The 20,928-nt window shown below is 64.0% G+C and carries 23 protein-coding genes; all 23 read left to right on the top strand.

Features of this window, described 5'->3' with window-relative positions:
- Positions 1-28 precede the first annotated feature (28 nt).
- The 23 genes from fliS (at position 29) to flhB (ending at position 20,832) form a co-directional block, all read left to right on the top strand.
- Positions 29-430 carry a flagellar export chaperone FliS gene (gene fliS / locus ACODS5_RS18700; protein ID WP_104445078.1) on the top strand — a complete coding sequence of 134 codons (402 nt, stop codon included), beginning with the start codon at positions 29-31 and terminating at the stop codon, positions 428-430.
- 10 nt (positions 431-440) lie between these two features.
- Positions 441-737: a flagellar protein FliT gene (gene fliT / locus ACODS5_RS18695; RefSeq protein ID WP_104445079.1), complete on the top strand. Its 297-nt coding sequence runs from the start codon at positions 441-443 to the stop codon at positions 735-737.
- 165 nt (positions 738-902) lie between these two features.
- Positions 903-2,378 (top strand): transcriptional regulator FleQ, encoded by a 1,476-nt coding sequence (gene fleQ, locus ACODS5_RS18690; protein WP_134690838.1) that lies wholly within the window; start codon positions 903-905, stop codon positions 2,376-2,378.
- Positions 2,379-2,649: 271 nt separating this feature from the next.
- Positions 2,650-3,864: a sensor histidine kinase gene (locus ACODS5_RS18685; RefSeq protein WP_489109379.1), complete on the top strand. Its 1,215-nt coding sequence runs from the start codon at positions 2,650-2,652 to the stop codon at positions 3,862-3,864.
- A complete protein-coding gene (locus ACODS5_RS18680) occupies positions 3,864-5,243 on the top strand; it encodes a sigma-54-dependent transcriptional regulator (protein WP_489109369.1) in 1,380 nt (459 codons plus the stop codon). Before ACODS5_RS18685 ends, ACODS5_RS18680 begins: the two co-directional genes overlap by 1 nt.
- 106 nt (positions 5,244-5,349) lie before the next feature.
- Positions 5,350-5,682: a flagellar hook-basal body complex protein FliE gene (fliE, locus tag ACODS5_RS18675; protein ID WP_489109368.1), complete on the top strand. Its 333-nt coding sequence runs from the start codon at positions 5,350-5,352 to the stop codon at positions 5,680-5,682.
- Between the two features lie 15 nt (positions 5,683-5,697).
- Positions 5,698-7,476: a flagellar basal-body MS-ring/collar protein FliF gene (gene fliF / locus ACODS5_RS18670; protein ID WP_489109367.1), complete on the top strand. Its 1,779-nt coding sequence runs from the start codon at positions 5,698-5,700 to the stop codon at positions 7,474-7,476.
- Positions 7,469-8,488, top strand: coding sequence for a flagellar motor switch protein FliG (gene fliG / locus ACODS5_RS18665; RefSeq protein ID WP_028692791.1), 1,020 nt, complete (start codon positions 7,469-7,471; stop codon positions 8,486-8,488). The genes fliF and fliG overlap by 8 nt, the downstream gene beginning before the upstream one ends.
- A gap of 176 nt (positions 8,489-8,664) precedes the next feature.
- Positions 8,665-9,438 carry a flagellar assembly protein FliH gene (fliH, locus tag ACODS5_RS18660; protein ID WP_134690832.1) on the top strand — a complete coding sequence of 258 codons (774 nt, stop codon included), beginning with the start codon at positions 8,665-8,667 and terminating at the stop codon, positions 9,436-9,438.
- A complete protein-coding gene (gene fliI / locus ACODS5_RS18655) occupies positions 9,428-10,783 on the top strand; it encodes a flagellar protein export ATPase FliI (protein WP_104445086.1) in 1,356 nt (451 codons plus the stop codon). Before fliH ends, fliI begins: the two co-directional genes overlap by 11 nt.
- 6 nt (positions 10,784-10,789) lie before the next feature.
- Complete coding sequence (gene fliJ, locus ACODS5_RS18650) at positions 10,790-11,242, top strand: flagellar export protein FliJ (protein WP_104445087.1); 453 nt, start codon at positions 10,790-10,792, stop codon at positions 11,240-11,242.
- A gap of 214 nt (positions 11,243-11,456) precedes the next feature.
- The gene (locus ACODS5_RS18645) at positions 11,457-11,762 is read left to right on the top strand and encodes an STAS domain-containing protein (protein ID WP_023631003.1); all 306 of its coding nucleotides are present in this window, start codon (positions 11,457-11,459) and stop codon (positions 11,760-11,762) included.
- Between the two features lie 8 nt (positions 11,763-11,770).
- The gene (locus ACODS5_RS18640; RefSeq protein ID WP_489109366.1) at positions 11,771-13,462 is read left to right on the top strand and encodes an ATP-binding SpoIIE family protein phosphatase; all 1,692 of its coding nucleotides are present in this window, start codon (positions 11,771-11,773) and stop codon (positions 13,460-13,462) included.
- A gap of 95 nt (positions 13,463-13,557) precedes the next feature.
- Positions 13,558-13,854 (top strand): Hpt domain-containing protein, encoded by a 297-nt coding sequence (locus ACODS5_RS18635; protein ID WP_489109378.1) that lies wholly within the window; start codon positions 13,558-13,560, stop codon positions 13,852-13,854.
- A 73-nt stretch (positions 13,855-13,927) separates the two neighbouring features.
- Complete coding sequence (locus tag ACODS5_RS18630) at positions 13,928-15,265, top strand: flagellar hook-length control protein FliK (RefSeq protein WP_489109365.1); 1,338 nt, start codon at positions 13,928-13,930, stop codon at positions 15,263-15,265.
- 160 nt (positions 15,266-15,425) lie between these two features.
- Positions 15,426-15,923, top strand: a complete 498-nt coding sequence (fliL, locus tag ACODS5_RS18625; protein WP_134690824.1) for a flagellar basal body-associated protein FliL — start codon at positions 15,426-15,428, stop codon at positions 15,921-15,923.
- Positions 15,924-15,933: 10 nt separating this feature from the next.
- Positions 15,934-16,902, top strand: coding sequence for a flagellar motor switch protein FliM (fliM, locus tag ACODS5_RS18620; RefSeq protein WP_134690822.1), 969 nt, complete (start codon positions 15,934-15,936; stop codon positions 16,900-16,902).
- A gap of 46 nt (positions 16,903-16,948) precedes the next feature.
- On the top strand, positions 16,949-17,407 hold the full coding sequence (gene fliN / locus ACODS5_RS18615) for a flagellar motor switch protein FliN (protein ID WP_134690820.1): 459 nt from the start codon (positions 16,949-16,951) through the stop codon (positions 17,405-17,407).
- Positions 17,408-17,857 carry a flagellar biosynthetic protein FliO gene (gene fliO / locus ACODS5_RS18610; protein WP_489109364.1) on the top strand — a complete coding sequence of 150 codons (450 nt, stop codon included), beginning with the start codon at positions 17,408-17,410 and terminating at the stop codon, positions 17,855-17,857.
- The gene (fliP, locus tag ACODS5_RS18605; RefSeq protein ID WP_217848996.1) at positions 17,857-18,612 is read left to right on the top strand and encodes a flagellar type III secretion system pore protein FliP; all 756 of its coding nucleotides are present in this window, start codon (positions 17,857-17,859) and stop codon (positions 18,610-18,612) included. The genes fliO and fliP overlap by 1 nt, the downstream gene beginning before the upstream one ends.
- A 21-nt stretch (positions 18,613-18,633) precedes the next feature.
- Positions 18,634-18,903 carry a flagellar biosynthesis protein FliQ gene (gene fliQ / locus ACODS5_RS18600; protein ID WP_023630488.1) on the top strand — a complete coding sequence of 90 codons (270 nt, stop codon included), beginning with the start codon at positions 18,634-18,636 and terminating at the stop codon, positions 18,901-18,903.
- Positions 18,904-18,910: 7 nt separating this feature from the next.
- Entirely contained in the window at positions 18,911-19,687 is a 777-nt protein-coding gene (fliR, locus tag ACODS5_RS18595; protein ID WP_134690816.1) for a flagellar biosynthetic protein FliR, read from the top strand.
- Positions 19,688-19,689: 2 nt separating this feature from the next.
- Positions 19,690-20,832 carry a flagellar biosynthesis protein FlhB gene (gene flhB, locus ACODS5_RS18590; protein ID WP_134690814.1) on the top strand — a complete coding sequence of 381 codons (1,143 nt, stop codon included), beginning with the start codon at positions 19,690-19,692 and terminating at the stop codon, positions 20,830-20,832.
- The last annotated feature ends 96 nt before the right edge of the window (positions 20,833-20,928 follow it).

The following is a 20,928-nucleotide window of genomic DNA, read 5'->3' as shown; positions in this document are numbered from 1 at the left end:
TCGTTTTTGCCCGTCACGAGGTCGCAAGATGAATCCCATGAGAGCCCTTCGTCAGTACCAGAAGGTCAATTCCCATGCCCAGATTTCCGAAGCCACGCCCCATCGCCTGGTGCAGATGCTGATGGAGGGTGGGCTCGATCGCATGGCCCAGGCCAAAGGTGCGCTGGCCCGTGGCGACATCGCCGAAAAAGGCCTGATGCTGGGCAAGGCGATCGATATCATCATTGGCCTGAGCGACGGTCTCGATGCGCAGAAGAGCGCGGACCCTGCCTATATCGAGCAGTTGTCGAGCCTGTACGCCTACATGACCAACCGCCTGATGCAGGCTAACATCGACAACGACCCGGCGATCATCGACGAGGTCGCGCAACTGCTGATCACCGTCAAGAGCGGTTGGGATGCCATTGCCGATGCACAGCCGGCCGGCTGAGGAGTCAACCATGAGCAGCGCGCTGCAACGTTTCGAAGAAACCCAGGACGCCTTGCGCGATGCCCTGGCTGCCCGTGACTGGGAGGCCATTCGCACGCTCGACGAGAGTTGCCGCACCTGCATCGACGACATGCTCAGTGCGCCAAGCCTCGACGAAGCGCTGGTCAAGGAGCGTCTGGAGGGGCTGCTGGAGGTCTACCGCGACCTGCTCGATGCCACCATCGGCGAGCGCCAGGCAATCGCCGATGAGATGACCCAGATCAAGCAAGCAAAGAATGCTTCGAAGGTTTACCATTTATTCAGTTAAGATGCACCGAACTGAGTAAGATGCGCCATAAATTTGACTGTTACGGTCTTTTTGACTTTACTAGTGGCTGTTTTCGAAATTCAGACGTCCGAACACTGACCATTCAGTCGGAATGATGTCGTGCACGCCTTCGGGCGCCGATATGACTAGGGAAGTTGCTATTGCATGTGGCGTGAAACCAAGATTCTCCTGATCGATGACGACAGCGAACGCCGCCGCGATCTGGCGGTGGTCCTGAATTTTCTCGGCGAAGAAAACCTTTCTTGCTCCAGCCAGGACTGGCAGCAGGTGGTCGAAGGTTTGTCTTCCAGCCGTGAAGTGCTGTGTGTCCTGATCGGGACCGTAAATGCGCCAGCCAGTGTGCTGGGGCTCCTTAAGACAGTGGCTGGCTGGGATGAGTTCCTTCCGGTGCTGCTTTTGGGTGAAATTTCTTCCGCGGAGTTCCCCGAGGACCTGCGCCGTCGTGTGCTCTCCAACCTGGAGATGCCGCCCAGCTACAGCCAGTTGCTCGATTCGCTGCACCGTGCCCAGGTCTATCGCGAGATGTACGACCAGGCCCGCGAGCGCGGTCGTCAGCGCGAGCCGAATCTGTTCCGCAGCCTGGTGGGCACCAGCCGTGCCATCCAGCACGTGCGGCAGATGATGCAGCAGGTGGCCGACACCGACGCCAGCGTGTTGATCCTCGGTGAGTCCGGCACTGGCAAGGAGGTGGTAGCGCGCAACCTGCACTACCACTCCAAGCGTCGCGAGGCGCCGTTCGTGCCGGTCAATTGCGGGGCGATCCCGGCGGAACTGCTCGAGAGCGAGCTGTTCGGTCACGAGAAGGGCGCCTTCACCGGGGCGATCACCAGCCGTGCCGGACGCTTCGAGTTGGCCAACGGCGGCACCCTGTTCCTCGACGAGATCGGCGACATGCCGTTGCCGATGCAGGTCAAGCTGCTGCGGGTGTTGCAGGAGCGTACTTTCGAGCGCGTGGGCAGCAACAAGACCCAGAGCATCGACGTGCGCATCATCGCCGCGACCCACAAGAACCTCGAGAGCATGATCGAGGACGGTACCTTCCGCGAAGACTTGTATTACCGGTTGAACGTATTCCCCATCGAGATGGCGCCGTTGCGTGAGCGGGTGGAAGACATCCCCCTGCTGATGAACGAGCTGATCTCGCGCATGGAGCACGAGAAGCGCGGTTCGATTCGCTTCAACTCTGCCTCGATCATGTCGCTGTGCCGTCACGGTTGGCCGGGCAATGTGCGCGAGCTGGCCAACCTGGTGGAGCGCATGGCGATCATGCATCCGTACGGGGTGATTGGCGTGGCGGAACTGCCGAAGAAGTTCCGCTATGTGGATGACGAGGACGAGCAGTTGGTCGACAGCCTGCGTTCCGATCTCGAGGAGCGCGTGGCGATCAATGGCCACGCGCCGAACTTCGCCAACCATGCCATGCTGCCGCCCGAAGGGTTGGACCTCAAGGACTACCTTGGCAGCCTGGAGCAGGGGCTGATCCAGCAGGCGCTGGACGATGCCAACGGCATCGTCGCCCGTGCCGCCGAGCGTCTGCGCATTCGCCGCACCACGCTGGTGGAGAAGATGCGCAAGTACGGCATGAGCCGCCAAGGCGGCGAGGAACAGGCCGACGAGTGATGGGCTGCCGGCTGGGCAGGTTTGCGCGTACCTTGTAGGAGCGGCCTTGTGTCGCGAAAGGGGCGCGCAGCGGCCCTGGCGGCATCGGCTCAGCGCTGTAATTAGGGGCCGCTCACACAGAAATCAGGTCGGGTCAGGCTTATGGCCAGCCCCTTGAGCCTGATCAACAACCCGCCCGCCAACCTTCCTTTATCCCCATCTCCGGCACGGCTATTGCTACACCGCAGGTAACATACCGTTTTTATGACGGTCAGCCATGCGAGAGAGCACGATGCCCCAGGCCGCCCACCGTTCCCCAGCCCCCGATCCGCGCGGGCACACCCCGCTCGAACAGGAAAGCCGGCAGGGCCTTGAACAGGCATTCGCCCTGTTCGACCAGGTTTCCAGCCAGCTGAGTCAGTCCTACAACCTGCTCGAGGCCCGGGTCAGTGAACTCAAGGGTGAGTTGGCGGTGGTCAGTGGTCAGCGCATGGCCGAGCTGGATGAGAAGGAGCGCCTGGCCAATCGCCTGCAAAACCTGCTCGACCTGTTGCCCGGCGGGGTGATCGTGATCGATGGCGACGGTTACGTGCGCGAGGCCAATCCGGCCGCTTGCGAGTTGCTTGGCGAGCCGTTGCTGGGGCAGCTCTGGCGGCAAGTGATCGCTCGCAGCTTCGCGCCGCGCGAGGACGATGGCCATGAGGTCTCCCTGCGTGACGGTCGGCGCCTGTCGATCGCCACGCGCTCGCTGGATGCCGAGCCCGGGCAGTTGGTGCTGCTCAACGACCTGACCGAAACCCGTCGTCTACAGGATCAATTGGCGCGCCATCAGCGCCTGTCGTCGCTGGGGCGCATGGTGGCTTCGCTGGCCCACCAGATCCGCACGCCGCTGTCGGCCGCGATGCTCTATGCCAGCCACTTGGCGGACCCTGCGCAGGAACTGCCAGGGGAAACCCGCCAGCGTTTCGCCGGTAATCTCAAGGAGCGCCTGCACGAACTGGAGCACCAGGTGCGCGACATGCTGGTGTTCGCCCGCGGCGAGCTGCCGCTCAACGACCGGGTCAGCCCCAAGGCGTTGTTCCAGGCCTTGCAGCAGGCGGCGCAAGCCCATGTGCAGGGGCATGCGGTGCGTTGGCAGTGCGATAGCCACCTGGGTGAGGTGTTGTGCAATCGCGATACCTTGGTCGGCGCCATGCTCAACCTGATCGAGAACGCCTTGCAGGCCAGCGTCGAGCCGGCGCGGCTGAAGGTGCACCTGATGCGCCGCGAGGGGGGCTTGCAGCTGTGTGTCAGCGATGCCGGCAGCGGCATCGATGCGCAGTTGCTGGAGCGTCTGGGCGAGCCGTTCCTGACCACCAAGGCCACTGGCACCGGCTTGGGCCTGGCGGTGGTCCAGGCCGTGGTCCGCGCCCATCGTGGCGAGTTGCGCCTGCGTTCGAAGGTTGGGCGCGGTACCTGTGTGACGGTGGTGCTGCCGCTGTTCGAGGCGCGTGAGGAGAGGGGGTGATGAGTATCAAGGTGCTGCTGGTCGAGGATGATCGCGTGTTGCGTCAGGCCCTGGCCGATACCCTGGAGATCGGCGGGTTCGCCCACCGTGCCGTTGGCAGCGCCGAAGAGGCGTTGCGTGTGGTGGATGAAGAGGCGTTCGGCCTGGTGGTCAGCGATGTGAACATGCCGGGCATGGACGGTCATCAGTTGCTCGCGCAATTGCGTCGCCAGCAGCCGCAGCTGCCAGTATTGCTGATGACTGCCCACGCCGCGGTGGAGCGGGCGGTCGACGCCATGCGCCAAGGCGCCGCCGATTACCTGGTCAAGCCATTCGAGCCCAAGGCCCTGCTCAGCCTGGTGGCGCGGCATGCCGTGGGCGCGGCGGAAGAGGAGGGGCCGGTGGCCTGCGAGCCGGCCAGTCGGCAATTGCTGGAATTGGCCGTGCGTGTTGCGCGTAGCGATTCCACGGTGTTGATTTCCGGTGAGTCGGGCACGGGCAAGGAGGTGCTCGCCCGTTATATCCACCAGCAGTCGCCGCGGGCCGGGCAGGCCTTCGTCGCGATCAACTGCGCGGCGATTCCCGACAACATGCTGGAGGCCACGTTGTTCGGCCACGAGAAGGGCGCGTTCACCGGGGCCATTGCCGCCCAGGCGGGCAAGTTCGAGCAGGCCGATGGTGGCACCTTGCTGCTGGACGAGATTTCCGAAATGCCGCTGGGCTTGCAGGCCAAGTTGCTGCGTGTGTTACAGGAGCGCGAGGTCGAGCGGGTCGGCGGGCGCAAGCCGATCGCGCTGGATATCCGGGTGCTGGCCACCACCAACCGCGACTTGGCTGGCGAGGTCGCGGCGGGGCGTTTCCGCGAAGACCTCTACTATCGCCTGTCGGTGTTCCCCATGGCCTGGCGGGCATTGCGCGAGCGGCCTGCCGATATCCTGCCGTTGGCCGAGCGCCTGCTGGCGCGACATGTGGCGAAGATGCGCCATGCCCGGGTAACGCTGTCTGCGCACGCGCGTGCCTGCCTGCAAGCCTACCCCTGGCCAGGCAACGTGCGTGAACTGGACAACGCCCTGCAGCGGGCGCTGATCCTGCAGCAGGGTGGCGTCATCGAGGCGGCGGATTTCTGTCTGGCTGGCGCCATTCCATTGTCGTCGGCGAAAGTGGCCACTATTGAGCCATTATCCGTCGATACGGCTGGCGGGGCGGGGGCAGAGGTAGGCGGCTTGGAAGGCGACATGCGCCGCCACGAGTTCCAGATGATCATCGACACCCTGCGCGCCGAGCGCGGGCGTCGCAAGGAAGCCGCCGAGCGCCTGGGGATCAGCCCGCGCACGCTGCGCTACAAGCTGGCGCAGATGCGTGACGCCGGCTTCGATGTCGAGGCCAGCCTGTTCGGTTGAGCCACTGTTTTGAATAGTCCCTGGGCTGGCTGGCACTCCTCTTGCTAGTTCCAGCTCATTCGCTGCATGAGTGTCAAAAAAATGCGGCCGCCGGAGAGAGAAGTCCATGACCCAAGGTGTTGAATTCAATCGTCTGATGTTGGACATGCGTGCCATGCAGGCCGATGCCATGTCCCTGCCCAAGGTGGCTGCCGCGCACGAGTTGGCGCCAGGGCAGAGCAGTTTTGCCGACATGCTCGGCCAGGCCATTGGCAAGGTGCATGAGACGCAGCAGGCGTCCACCCAACTGGCCAATGCCTTCGAGATCGGCAAGAGCGGTGTCGACCTGACCGATGTGATGATTGCCTCGCAGAAAGCCTCCGTGTCGTTCCAGGCCCTGACCCAGGTGCGCAATAAGCTGGTACAGGCGTACCAGGACATCATGCAGATGCCGGTATAAGGGCGAGAGTGAGTCATGGCCGAAGCAGTCGTCGATAACGCCCCCGCCAAAAGTGGCCCGCCAGTCGCCAAGCCGCCGCTGTTCGGCATGGCGTTCCTGGAAAACATCTCGCAGATGCCCATGCTGCGTCAGGTTGGCCTGCTGGTCGGCCTGGCCGCGAGCGTGGCCATCGGCTTTGCCGTGGTGCTCTGGTCGCAGCAGCCGGACTACCGGCCGCTGTACGGCAGCCTGGCGGGCATGGACACCAAGCAGGTGATCGATACCCTGGCCTCGGCCGACATTCCCTACCGCGTGGAGCCCAACTCCGGCGCGCTGCTGGTCAAGGCCGACGACCTCTCCCGTGCGCGCCTGAAACTCGCCGCCGCCGGCGTGGCCCCCAGCGACGGCAACGTCGGCTTCGAGCTGCTCGACAAGGACCAGGGACTGGGTACCAGCCAGTTCATGGAAGCCACCCGCTACCGCCGTGGCCTGGAAGGCGAGCTGGCACGCACCGTTTCGAGCCTGAACAATGTCAAGGCCGCCCGCGTGCACCTGGCGATTCCGAAAAGCTCGGTGTTCGTCCGTGACGAACGCAAGCCCAGCGCCTCGGTGCTGGTCGAACTGTATCCGGGTCGCGCCCTGGAGGCTGGCCAGGTGATGGCCATCGTCAACCTGGTGGCGACCAGCGTGCCGGAACTGGACAAGTCCCAGGTGACCGTGGTCGACCAGAAAGGCAATCTGCTCTCCGACCAGTTGCAGGACACCGCCCTGACCATGGCCGGCAAGCAGTTCGACTACAGCCGCCGCATGGAAGGCCTGCTCACCCAGCGCGTGCACAACATCCTGCAACCGGTGCTGGGCAACGACCGCTATAAGGCCGAGGTGTCGGCCGATGTCGACTTCAGCGCCGTCGAGTCCACCTCCGAGCAGTTCAATCCGGACCAACCGGCCCTGCGCAGCGAGCAGTCGGTCAACGAACAGCGTGCCAGCAGCCAGGGTCCGCAGGGTGTGCCGGGCGCGCTGAGCAACCAGCCGCCGGCCGGCGCCTCCGCGCCCGAAAATGCCAAGGCCACCGCCACCCCGGCCGGCGCCATCCAGCCTGGTCAGCCGCTGGTGGATGCCAACGGCCAGCAGATCATGGACCCGGCCACCGGCCAGCCAATGCTGGCTCCGTACCCGAGCGACAAGCGCCAGCAAAGCACCAAGAACTTCGAGCTGGACCGCTCCATCAGCCACACTCGCCAGCAGCAGGGTCGCCTGACCCGCCTGTCGGTGGCAGTGGTGGTGGACGACCAGGTCAAGCTGGACGCCGCCAGCGGCGAAGCCACCCGCACCCCATGGGGCGCCGAGGACCTGGCGCGCTTCACCCGCCTGGTGCAGGACGCGGTGGGCTTCGATGCCAGCCGCGGCGACAGCGTGACCGTGATCAACGTGCCGTTCGCCGCCGACCGTGGCGACGAGCTGGGCGACATTCCGTTCTACTCGCAGCCGTGGTTCTGGGACATCGTCAAGCAGGTGCTGGGCGTGCTGTTCATCCTGGTACTGGTGTTCGGCGTGCTGCGTCCGGTGCTCAACAACATCACAGGTGGCGGCAAGCAGGCGGCCACGGATAGCGACATGGAGCTGGGCGGCATGATCGGTCTGGATGGCGAACTGGCCAACGACCGCGTCAGCCTGGGTGGCCCGACAAGCATTCTGTTGCCAAGCCCGAGCGAGGGTTACGAGGCACAGCTCAACGCAATCAAGGGCCTGGTGGCCGAAGACCCGGGCCGCGTGGCCCAGGTCGTGAAAGAGTGGATCAACGCCGATGAGTGACAATCGAGCCATTACCGCCAAGCTGAGCCGCGTCGACAAGGCGGCCATCCTCCTGCTCTCGCTCGGCGAGACCGATGCCGCGCAGGTGCTGCGCCACATGGGGCCCAAGGAAGTGCAGCGGGTCGGTGTGGCCATGGCGCAGATGGGCAACGTCCATCGCGAGCAGGTCGAACAGGTGATGAGCGAGTTCGTCGAGATCGTCGGCGACCAGACCAGCCTGGGCGTCGGCTCCGACGGCTACATCCGCAAGATGCTCAACCAGGCGTTGGGCGAGGACAAGGCCAACGGCCTGATCGACCGTATCCTGCTCGGTGGCAACACCAGCGGCCTGGACAGCCTCAAGTGGATGGAGCCGCGCGCCGTGGCCGACGTCATCCGCTACGAGCACCCGCAGATCCAGGCCATCGTGGTCGCCTATCTCGACCCCGACCAGGCCGGCGAGGTGCTGAGTAATTTCGACCACAAGGTGCGCCTGGACATCGTCTTGCGCGTGTCGTCGCTCAACACCGTGCAGCCGGCGGCGCTCAAAGAACTGAACCAGATCCTCGAGAAGCAGTTCTCGGGCAACTCCAACGCCGCGCGTACCACCTTGGGTGGTATCAAGCGCGCCGCGGACATCATGAACTTCCTCGATAGCTCCGTGGAAGGTGCGCTGATGGACGCGATCCGCGAGATCGACAGCGACCTGTCGGAGCAGATCGAAGACCTGATGTTCGTCTTCAACAACCTGGCCGATGTCGACGACCGTGGTATCCAGGCACTGTTGCGCGAGGTGTCCTCGGACGTGCTGGTGGTGTCGCTCAAGGGTGCCGACGAGCGGGTCAAGGACAAGATCTTCAAGAACATGTCCAAGCGTGCGTCCGAGCTGCTGCGCGACGACCTGGAGGCCAAGGGGCCGGTGCGGGTCAGCGACGTGGAAACGGCGCAGAAGGAAATCCTCACCATCGCCCGCCGCATGGCCGAGGCCGGCGAGATCGTGCTTGGCGGCAAGGGCGCCGAGGAAATGATCTGAGCCTGCGACTGGTGACGCTGTGGGAGCGGCCTTGTGTCGCGAAAGGGCTGCGCAGCAGCCCCGCGATCTTGATGCCACCGCAAAATTGCCGGGGCTGCTTTGCAGCCCTTTCGCGACACAAGGCCGCTCCTACAGGGGGCGCGTTGCTTGCAGATGGCTTTTGAGTACCTGAAAACATGTCCACCACCGAACATCCCAGCGACCTGATCCGCGCCCGCGACCTCGAGGGCGTCGACGTGTGGGCGTTGCCCAGCTTCGATCCGCAGCCAGAACCTGAGCCTGAGCCCGAGCCGGAAGTCATCGAGGACGAAGTCGAAGAGGTGCCGCTGGATGAAGTCCAGCCACTGACCCTCGAGGAGCTCGAGGCCATCCGCCAGGAGGCCTACAACGAAGGCTTCGCCACCGGTGAGCGGGAGGGCTTCCACAGCACCCAGCTGAAGGTTCGCCAGGAGGCCGAAGTGGCCTTGGCGGCCCAATTGGCCAGCCTCGAGCAGGTCATGGGCCACTTGCTCGAGCCGATCGCCGAACAGGACACCCAGATCGAAAAGGCGCTGGTGCAACTGGTGGCGGGCATGACTCGCCAGGTCATCGGCCGCGAGCTGCGCGGCGACTCCAGCCAGATCACCCATGTCCTGCGTGAAGCGCTGAAACTGCTGCCGATGGGTGCCGACAATATCCGCATCCACCTCAACCCCCAGGACTTCGAGCTGGCCAAGGCCCTGCGCGAGCGTCACGAGGAAAACTGGAAGCTGCTCGAGGACGAGGCGCTGCTGCCAGGTGGCTGTCGCATCGAAACCGCCCATAGCCGCATCGACGCGACCATGGAAACGCGGATCGACAAGGCCATCGCGCAATTGTTCGACCAATCCCATGACCAGGCGCTGCACCCGGCGGCGCCGGACATCTCGGTCGAACTTCACGCCGCCCAGGATCAAGCCGATGCGCCTTGATCGCACCAGTTTCGGCAAGCGCCTGGAAGGCTACGCCGACGCGGTGAAGCTGCCCGAGCAGCCGATCGTCGAAGGTCGCCTGCTGCGCATGGTCGGCCTTACCCTCGAGGCCGAAGGCTTGCGCGCGGCGGTGGGTAGCCGCTGCCTGGTGATCAACGACGACAGCTACCATCCGGTGCAGGTCGAGGCCGAGGTTATGGGCTTTGCCGGTAGCAAGGTGTTCCTCATGCCGGTCGGCAGTATCGTCGGCCTGGCGCCGGGTGCGCGAGTGGTGCCGCTGGACGACAGCGGTCGCCTGCCCATGGGCATGAGCATGCTTGGCCGGGTGCTCGATGGCGCCGGGCGCGCGCTGGACGGCAAGGGCGGCATGAAGGCCGAGGATTGGGTGCCGATGGATGGGCCAATCATCAACCCGCTCAATCGCGACCCGATCAGCCAGCCGCTGGACGTGGGCATCCGCAGCATCAACGGCCTGCTCACCGTTGGCCGTGGCCAGCGTCTGGGCCTGTTCGCCGGTACCGGTGTCGGTAAATCGGTGCTGCTGGGCATGATGACCCGCTTTACCGAGGCTGAGATTATCGTGGTTGGGCTGATCGGTGAACGGGGCCGCGAGGTCAAGGAGTTCATCGAGCACATCCTTGGCGAGGAGGGGCTCAAGCGTTCGGTGGTGGTGGCTTCGCCCGCGGACGACGCGCCGCTGATGCGGTTGCGCGCGGCCATGTACTGTACGCGAATTGCCGAGTATTTCCGCGACAAGGGCAAAAATGTCCTGTTGCTGATGGATTCGCTGACCCGTTTCGCCCAGGCCCAGCGCGAGATTGCCCTGGCCATCGGCGAGCCGCCGGCCACCCGTGGTTACCCGCCTTCGGTGTTCGCCAAGCTGCCCAAGCTGGTGGAGCGTGCCGGCAACGGCGAGCCGGGGGGCGGTTCGATCACGGCCTTCTACACGGTGCTGTCCGAAGGCGACGATCAGCAGGACCCGATCGCCGACTCGGCGCGGGGTGTGCTCGACGGTCACTTCGTGCTGTCTCGGCGCTTGGCCGAGGAAGGGCATTACCCCGCCATCGACATCGAGGCCTCGATCAGCCGGGTCATGCCCCAGGTGGTCGATCCGGACCATCTGCGCCAGGCGCAGAAGTTCAAGCAGTTGTGGTCGCGCCTGTCGCAGAGCCGCGACCTGATCAGCGTCGGTGCCTATGTGGCGGGTGGCGATCCGGAAACCGACCTGGCCATCGCCCTGCAGCCCAAGCTGGTGGACTTCCTGCGTCAGCGCCTGGATGAAAACGTCGGCATGGCGCAGAGCCGTGAAGAACTGGCCGCGGTGTTCGCGCCGCCGGCGGGCTGATAGGCCATGGCCCAGCCCAGCCGAGCCGCGCGCCTGGCGCCGGTGGTGGAGATGGCCGAGGAGGCTGAGCGCAAGGCTGCCCAGCGCCTGGGGCATTTCCAGAAGTTGCTCGGTGATGCCCAGGCCAAGCTGGCCGAGCTCGAGAGTTTTCGCGAGGCCTACCAGCAGCAGTGGATCAACCGAGGCTCGCAAGGGGTCGACGGTAACTGGCTGGTCAACTACCAGCGCTTCCTCGGGCAGCTGGAAACAGCGATGACCCAGCAGCGTCAAAGCATGGCCTGGCATCAGACCAACCTCAATAACGCGCGCAATACCTGGCAGCAGACCTATGCCCGGGTCGAAGGGTTGCGCAAGCTGGTGCAGCGGTATATGGACGAGGCGCGCCGGGCCGAGGACAAGCGTGAGCAGAAACTGCTCGACGAACTGTCCCAGCGCTTGCCGCGCCAAGGGCATATCTAGCGGCGCCCTTTGTCGGCGCAACTGCCTTGCTGATATTTCTCGATCTGGCGCGATCCCTGTGGGAGCGGACTTAGCCGCGAACACCGGCGCAGCCGGTGCCAGGCACGGTGTTGCCCGGTTCGCCAGCAAGGCTGGCTGCTACGGCTTGCGGGGTGCTTGGCTGGCTGCTAAACCTTCAGGAGTTGCATTCGCCATTATCGAAGGAATCGCTCGTATGGCAGTCGAAACTGATTTCTCACAGGACGGGAAAAAACTGACGATCAAGGTCAAGGGTCGTTTCGATTTCGGCAAGCATCAGGAGTTCCGGGACGCCTACGAGCGCCAGCGCCCGCGCCCGGACTCGGTGGTGGTCGACCTCAAGGAAGCGACCTATCTCGACAGCTCGGCGCTGGGGATGTTGTTGCTGCTGCGCGACCATGTCGGCGGCGAGGAGCCGGATATCCGCGTGGTCCACGCCAGCCCGGATGTGCGCAAGATCCTGGCCATTTCCAATTTCGAAAAACTGTTCGACATCAGTTGAGTGTCATCGTGCCTGCCGAACAGGCGTTGACCGTGCTGGTGGCCGAGGACGGTGCCGCTGATCGCCTGTTGCTTGCGCAGATCGTCCGCCGTCAAGGCCATGAGGTGCTCACCGCGGAAAACGGCGAGCAGGCGGTTGCGCTGTTTGCCGAGCGGCGTCCGCAACTGGTGTTGTTGGACGCCCTGATGCCGGTGATGGACGGTTTCGAGGCGGCGCGGCGGATCAAGGCGTTGGCCGGCGAGGCGCTGGTGCCGATCATCTTTCTCACCTCGCTCAACGAGGAGCAGGCGCTGGTGCGTTGTCTCGAGGCCGGGGGCGATGACTTCATGGCCAAGCCCTACAGCGCGGTGATCCTCGACGCCAAGATCCGCGCCATGGACCGCTTGCGCCGGCTGCAGGCCACGGTGCTCGAGCAGCGCGACCAGATTACCCGGCACCACCATCACCTGCTCAACGAGCAGCGGGTGGCCAAGGCGGTGTTCGACAAGGTCGCCCATGCCGGTTGCCTGAATGCCTCGAACATCCGCTACCTGCAATCGCCTTATGCGCTGTTCAATGGCGACCTGCTGCTGGCTGCGTTCACGCCGTCTGGCGACATGCATGTGCTGCTCGGCGACTTCACCGGCCACGGCCTGCCTGCCGCGGTGGGCGCCATGCCGCTGGCCGAGGTGTTCTACGGCATGACCGCCAAGGGCTACGGCCTGGTCGAGACATTGCGCGAGATGAATGCCAAGCTCAAGCGCATCCTGCCCGTGGACATGTTCTGTTGCGCGCTGTTGCTCAACTTGAGTTTCCAGCGCGCCACGGTCGAGGTTTGGAATGGCGGCATGCCCGATGGCTACCGCTTGTCCGCCGCGGGTGAGGTGCTGGCGGTGCTGCCTTCGCGGCATCTGCCGCTGGGCATCCTGAGTGCCGAGCAGTTCGACGACAGCACCGAGGTCATGCCGCTGGCGGCTGGCGAGCGGTTGTTCCTGTTGTCCGATGGCGTGGTCGATAGCGCGGATGCCCAGGAGCGGCTGTTCGGCGTTCAGCGCTTGCGTGAGGTGTTGGCGAGCAATCGCGAGCCGGCCTGCCTGTTCGACGAGGTCATGCAGGCGTTGGCGTGTTTCGGCGGCCAGACGCGCGATGACATCAGCCTGTGCGATATTCGCATGCTCGGGCCTGGGCAGGTGGTCGCGCCGGCGGTGGTCTACTCCGACAGCGGGCGTTCCAGCCCGCTGGACTGGTCGCTGCGTTTCGAGTTGCGTGGCGAGAGTTTGCGGCGTTTCAACCCCGTGCCTTACCTGGTGCAACTGCTGCAAGAGATCCATGGCCTGCGGCCCAGCAGCGGCCGATTGCACAATGTGCTCAGCGAGTTGTACTCCAATGCCCTCGAGCACGGTGTGCTTGGGCTGAATTCACGGCTCAAGCGAGACGCGCAGGGGTTCGCGGAGTACTATCGCCAGCGCGCCGAGCGCTTGGCGGGGCCGCTCGCAGGCTTCGTCAGCATTGACTTGCGGGTGGAACCGCAGGGGGACGGAGGGCGTCTGATGATTGAAGTCCGGGACAGTGGCAGCGGATTCGATGTGGCGCAGGTGCTGGCCGATAGTCCGGCTGACCGCGGTTTCAGCGGTCGAGGGCTGAGCCTGGTGCGACGCCTGGGGAGCCAGGCCCGCTGGTTGGAGGGTGGGCGGGTGGCGCAGGTGGAATTTGAATGGTGAATGGGTGCGGGCTCCGGTGTAATCAGGCTTGATCAGGGAGTGAGCAAGTGGACGTGAATATCGATCACAAGGTGCTGAGTGACCTTCAGGAGGTCATGGAAGATGGCTACCCGCAGTTGCTGGAAACCTTTCTGGAGGATTCCGAGCGGCGTCTGAGCCAGTTGCATGAGGCCAAGGATGCGAGTGAGCTCGGGATGGCGGCACACAGTTTCAAAGGTAGCAGCAGCAATATGGGTGCCATGGGGTTGGCTGCTCTGTGCCAGCAGCTCGAGGATCGTGTGCGCCAGCAGCCACTGTACGGCATCGAGGACCTGATCAATCGCATCGATAAGGAATACCTTGAGGTGCAGCGCTTCTATCGTGACGAGCGACAACGAATTTCCGCGCAATAGCGAAAACTTGGCGCGAGTCTTGCTTTCCCTCCTCCAGATGTGATTTTTCAGTTTCTGGCGCGGAGACCTTTCAATGCCTGTCGCACCCAATCCATTGTTGCAAGCCGGCCTGCTGAGCAAGGCCCCTCGCCCGGCTGTCGGCGCTGCGGACAAGCCGCAGCAGGCGGCGCCCGAGCAGGGGGCCGGCTTCGACAAGGTCATGGCCAATCAGGGGCGTGACAGTGTGCCGGGGCGTGACGACAAGGCCGCGCCAGGCAAGAAACGTGACGCGGCGGAGCCTGCCGCCGACGGCAAGCCGGGCGGCAGCAGTGCGCCGACGGTTGCCGATGACGGCAAGCGCTTGCCATCCACTATCAAGCCGCTACCCGCCAGCGACAGCGACAGCGACGACGGCGAAGCAACCGCGCCGCTCGACGCCAGCCTGGTGGCCGGGCAGGTAACCGATGCCCAGCCGGGGGCGCAGTTGCTCCAGGCCCAGGCCGAGGCGGTGGCGCCGGTATTACAGGCGGCGGTGCAGTCACCGCTGCAGCCGGCACCTGCGCCGGTAGCGCTCGGTGCGGTGGATGAGGCGGCGAAGACCGCGTTCGACCCTGATGCCGACCCGCTGGCCGACATGCCGACCCTGCGCCTGGCGCTCGAACAGGACGCCCAGGCCAAGGGCACGACCTCGGCCCATGCGGTAAGCCCGCGTAGTGAGCCTAGTCAGCAACCCGCCGACCCGACCAACGTTGCCGTCAATACCTTGGCGAATCTCGCTGGCAAGGGCGAAGCAGAGGCGGGGCATGCCGAGCACGGCGACAAGGCGTTCGCCGGCCTGCTCGACGACGGTCTCAAGGATATCAAGGGAGCCAGCAGCGATACGCGGGTCGATGACTTCGCCAATCGCCTGGCCAACCTCAGCCAGGCGGTGACCGCCAAGGTCGCCAACGCCGCGCCGGTCAACCCGAGCCCGCTGCAGCAGCCGTTGGCGATGAACCAGGGGGCCTGGACCGAGGGTCTGGTCAACCGGGTGATGTACCTGTCCAGCCAGAATCTCAAGTCGGCGGACATCCAGCTTGAGCCTGCTGAGCTGGGGCGCCTGGACATTCGCGTCAATGTCGCGGCGGACCAGTCGACGCAGATTCATTTCGTCAGCGGTCACGCCGGTGTGCGTGATGCGCTCGACAGCCAGGTGCATCGTCTGCGCGAGTTATTCACCCAGCAGGGGCTGGCCCAGCCGGATGTCAGCGTCGCCGACCAGTCTCGCGGCCAGCAGCAACAGCAGGCGCAACAGGGTGGTTCGAGCAACCTGTCGGGCGTCGCCGCGCGGCGTGCCGAGGCGGGCGCCGAGGGCGGCGAAGTGGCCGGTGCTGCGGGCCCGGTAGAGCAACAGATGGTGGTGGGCGACAGCGCGGTCGACTACTACGCCTGATGTTCCACGGCTTTGTGCCCACGCCCCTGCAGGAGCGGCCTTGCGCGACACAAGGCCGCTCCTGCAGGGGCGCGCAGTAAGCTTCTGACAAATCTGGCATAACACTTGCTCAAGCCACGTCATCCTTCTTTGAAACCGCGATGGACGACGGATTATTGGCATGGCGAAGAGCGACGCAGTGAAAGACCCCGCCACTAAAGGCAAACTCAAGCTGATCCTGCTGCTGGTGCTGGCCCTGCTCCTGGCGGTCGGTCTGTCGGTGGGCGCAACCTGGTTCTTCATGCATAAGAGCGAGTCGGCGCCCGCGGCAGATGCGGCCCAGAGCAACGTCAAGGCGGCGGCGATCTACGAGCCCCTGGCACCGGCCTTCGTGGTCAACTTCAACCAGAATGGCCGTCAGCGCTACATGCAGGTGAGCATCACCATGCAGGGGCGCAGCCAGGCTGACCTCGACGCGCTGAAAGTGCACATGCCGGTGATCCGCAACAACCTGGTGATGATGTTCTCCGGCCAGGGCTTCGATACTCTCGCCAGCAGCCCGGTCGGCCAAGAGATGCTGCGTCAGAAAGCCACCGCGGTGGTGCAGGAAGTGGCACAGAAAGAAGTCGGCAGGCCGGTCGTCGACCAGCTGCTGTTCACCAATTTCGTATTGCAGTAGGAGCACATAGATGGCCGTGCAGGACCTGCTGTCCCAGGATGAGATCGACGCCCTGTTGCATGGGGTGGACGATGGGCTGGTACAAACCGAAAGTGCCGCCGAACCCGGCAGCATCAAGAGCTACGACCTGACCAGTCAGGATCGTATCGTCCGGGGGCGCATGCCGACCCTGGAAATGATCAACGAGCGGTTCGCCCGTTATACGCGCATCAGCATGTTCAACCTGCTGCGGCGCTCCGCCGACGTGGCGGTGGGCGGCGTGCAGGTGATGAAGTTCGGCGAGTACGTGCATTCGCTGTATGTGCCGACCAGCCTGAACCTGGTCAAGATCAAGCCGCTGCGCGGCACGTCGCTGTTCATCCTCGATGCCAAGCTGGTGTTCAAGCTGGTGGATAACTTCTTCGGTGGCGACGGGCGTCATGCCAAGATCGAGGGCCGTGAGTTCACCCCGACCGAGCTGCGCGTGGTGCGCATGGTCCTGGACCAGTGCTTCGTCGACCTCAAGGAAGCCTGGCAGGCGATCATGCCGGTCAACTTCGAGTACATCAACTCCGAGGTCAACCCGGCCATGGCCAACATCGTCGGGCCCAGCGAGGCGGTGGTGGTTTCGACCTTCCATATCGAGCTGGACGGCGGCGGCGGCGACCTGCACGTGACCATGCCCTACTCGATGATCGAGCCGGTGCGCGAAATGCTCGACGCGGGCTTCCAGTCCGATCTGGACGACCAGGATGAGCGTTGGGTCAAGGCCCTGCGCGAGGACGTGCTGGACGTCAACGTGCCGGTCTCGGCCACGGTTGCCCGGCGCCAGCTCAAGCTGCGTGACATCCTGCACATGCAGCCGGGCGACGTGATCCCGGTGGAGCTCCCCGAGCACCTGGTGCTGCGCGCCAATGGCGTGCCGTCGTTCAAGGCGCGGCTGGGTTCGCACAAGGGCACCTTGTCGCTGCAGATCATCGACCCGATCGAACGCCGCTGACGGCGTGCCGGTCGCTCTAACGTATTGAATGCCTGTCGAGGAAATCATGGCTAACGAAAACGAGATCACTTCTCCCGAGGAACAGGCCCTGGCCGATGAGTGGGCCGCGGCCCTGGAAGAGACCGGTGATGCCGGTCAGTCCGACATCGACGCGCTGCTGGCTGCCGACGCCTCGGGTACCGGCCGCCTGCCGATGGAAGAGTTCGCCAGCTCGCCCAAGCCCAACGAGAACGTCAGCCTCGAAGGCCCGAACCTGGACGTGATCCTGGACATCCCGGTGAGCATCTCCATGGAAGTGGGCAGCACCGAGATCAGCATCCGCAACCTGCTGCAGCTCAACCAGGGGTCGGTGATCGAGCTCGATCGCCTGGCCGGCGAGCCGCTGGACGTGCTGGTCAACGGAACCTTGATCGCCCACGGCGAAGTGGTGGTGGTCAACGAGAAGTTCGGCATTCGCCTGACCGACGTGATCAGCCCCAGCGAACGTATCAAGAAGCTGCGCTGAGTGAAGGGCATGGTGCGGGCCTTCACGGCCCTGGTTACGCTGCTGTCCAGCGAGGTGGTGATCGCCGCCGAAGTCGCTGCCGTGCCGACCGCGGCGCCCGCGCCTGGCGGGCTGGGCGGGCAACTGGCACAGATGGTCTTCGGCCTGTTGCTGGTGGTCGGCCTGATCTTCTTCCTGGCCTGGCTGCTGCGACGCATGCAAGGCTCGGTGCAGCGTGGCGCCCAGGTGATCGAGATCGTCGGCAGCCGCGCCATTGGCCCGCGTGATCGCTTGCTGCTGGTGCAGGTGGGCAAGGAGCAGATCCTCATCGGCCACACCCCAGGTAGTATCGAGGCCTTGCATGTGCTGGCCGAGCCTGTCGACGTGCCCGCCGGCGCCCGCCAGGCCGCGCCGGAATTCGCCCAGCGGCTGCTCGAGCTGATGGGCAAGGACCAGAAGGACAAGAAGTGATGAGCGGCGCACTGCGCGTGTTGTTGACCCTGGCGCTGCTGCTGGCTGCGCCATTGGCCCTGGCCGCCGACCCGCTGTCGATTCCGGCCATCACCTTGTCCAATGGCGCGGACGGGCAGCAGGAATATTCGGTCAGCCTGCAGATCTTGCTGATCATGACGGCGCTGAGCTTCATTCCGGCGTTCGTCATCCTGATGACCAGCTTCACCCGCATCATCATCGTCTTCTCCATCCTGCGTCAGGCCCTGGGCTTGCAGCAGACGCCGTCGAACCAGGTGCTCACTGGCATGGCGCTGTTCCTGACCATGTTCATCATGGCGCCGGTGTTCGAGCGGGTGAACAAGGACGCGCTGCAGCCATACCTGGCTGAGCAGATGACCGCCCAGCAGGCCATCGACAAGGCCCAGGGACCGCTGAAGGAGTTCATGCTGACGCAGACCCGGCAAAGCGACCTGGACATGTTCATGCGCCTGTCCAAGCGCACCGACATCGCCGGACCCGAGCAGGTGCCGCTGACCATCCTGGTGCCAGCGTTCGTCACTTCGGAGCTCAAGACCGCGTTCCAGATCGGCTTCATGATCTTCATCCCGTTCCTGATCATCGACATGGTGGTCGCCAGTGTGCTGATGGCCATGGGTATGATGATGCTGTCGCCGTTGATCATCTCGTTGCCGTTCAAGATCATGCTGTTCGTCCTGGTCGATGGCTGGGCGCTGATCATGGGTACCCTGGCCGGCAGTTTCGGCGGTGTCTGACGCCGTCAAGGAGAGCTTCGCATGACACCTGAAGTCGCCGTCGACCTGTTCCGCGACGCCTTGTGGCTGACTACCTTGATGGTGGCCGTGCTGGTTGTGCCGAGCCTGCTTATCGGCCTGGTGGTGGCGATGTTCCAGGCGGCCACGCAGATCAACGAACAGACCCTGAGCTTCCTGCCGCGCCTGCTGGTGATGCTGATCACCCTGATCGTCGCCGGGCCCTGGCTGGTGCAGAAGTTCATGGAGTACTTCATCGGCCTGTACACCAGCATTCCGCAGCTGATCGGTTGATGCCGCCATGCTGGAGCTGACCGACACACAGATCGGTACCTGGGTCGCCACCTTCATCCTGCCGTTGTTCCGGGTGATGGCGGTGTTGATGACCATGCCGATCTTCGGCACCAAGATGTTGCCGGCGCGGGTGCGCCTGTATGCCGCCGTGGCGATCACCGTGGTGATCGTGCCGGGCCTGCCGCCGTTGCCTGAAGTCGACCCGCTGAGCCTGCGCGGCATGTTGCTGTGCGCCGAGCAGGTCATCGTTGGTGCGTTGTTCGGTTTCTCCCTCCAGTTGCTGTTCCAGGCGTTCGTCATCGCCGGACAGATCATCGCCGTGCAGATGGGCATGGCGTTCGCCTCCATGGTCGACCCGGCCAATGGTGTCAACGTCACGGTAATCAGCCAGTTCATGACCATGTTGGTCAGCGTGCTGTTTTTGCTGATGAACGGCCACCTGGTGGTGTTCGAGGTGTTGACCGAGAGCTTCACCACCTTGCCGGTGGGCAATGCCTTGGTGGTGGGTCACTTCTGGGAAATGGCCGGGCGCCTGAGCTGGGTGCTGGGGGCGGCGTTGCTGCTGATCCTGCCGGCCATCGCCGCGCTGCTGGTGGTCAACATCGCCTTCGGCGTGATGACCCGGGCCGCGCCGCAGTTGAACATCTTCTCCATTGGCTTCCCGCTGACCCTGGTGCTGGGCATGGGCATTTTCTGGGTTGGCCTGGCCGATATCCTTTCCCACTACCAGGCACTGGCCAGCGAAGCGCTGCAGTGGCTGCGTGAACTGGCACGGGCGCGCTGAGCATGGCAGAAAGCGAGAGCGGTCAGGACAAGACAGAGGAACCCACCGAGAAGCGCAAGCGCGACTCGCGCGAGAAAGGTGAGGTTGCCCGGTCCAAGGAGCTCAATACCGTCGCGGTGACCTTGGCGGGGGCGGGTGGGCTATTGGCCTTCGGCGGCTACCTGGCCGAGACGCTGATGACGTTGATGCGCATGAATTTCAGCCTGACCCGCGAGGTGATCGTCGATGAGCGGAGCATGGGGGCGTTCCTGCTGGCCTCGGGCAAGATGGCGATCTGGTCGGTGCAGCCGATCCTGATCCTGTTGTTCGTCATCTCTTTCGTCGCGCCCATTGCCTTGGGCGGCTTCCTGTTCTCCGGGAGTCTGCTGCAGCCGAAGTTCAGTCGCATGAACCCGCTGTCGGGGATCAAGCGGATGTTCTCGATGAATGCGCTGACCGAGCTGCTCAAGGCGGTGGCCAAGTTCATCATGATCTTGATGGTGGCGTTGCTGGTACTGGCCAGCGACCGCGAGGCGTTGCTGGCAATCGCCAACGAGCCCATGGAGCAGGCGATCATCCATGCTGTCCAGGTGGTGGGTTGGAGTGCCTTGTGGATGGCGGCTGGGTTGTTGCTGATCGCGGCGATCGACGTGCCGTACCAGCTGTTCCAGACGAACAAGAAAATGAAGATGACCAAGCAGGAAGTGAAGGACGAATACAAGGACAGCGAGGGCAAGCCTGAGGTCAAGCAGCGGATCCGGCAGTTGCAGCGTGAGATGTCGCAGCGGCGGATGATGGCGGCGGTGCCGGATGCGGACGTGATCATCACCAACCCGACCCACTATGCGGTGGCCTTGCAGTACGACCCCGAGAAGGGTGGTTCGGCGCCGTTGCTGCTGGCCAAGGGCACGGATTTCATGGCTTTGAAGATTCGCGAGATCGGGGTGGAGCACAAGGTGCAGATTCTCGAGTCGCCTGCCCTGGCGCGGGCGATCTACTATTCCACCGAGCTTGAGCAGGAGATTCCGGCGGGGCTTTACCTGGCGGTGGCGCAGGTGTTGGCTTATGTGTTCCAGATTCGGCAGTATCGGGCGGGGAGGGGTAAGGCGCCTGATCCGTTGAACAAGGATTTGCCGATTCCTGAGGATTTGCGGCGGGATAGTTGAGGTTGTTGGTTGTTTTGCGAGTTGTATGCGCATTCATTGGCGATGTCGACGCATAGTCACCTTTCCGCCCTTACGGCGGGTCCCTTTTTGAAGGAT

It is taken from the genome of Pseudomonas sp. FG47, from assembly GCF_057809115.1.
This window is presented reverse-complemented; position numbering and strand designations above follow the sequence as displayed.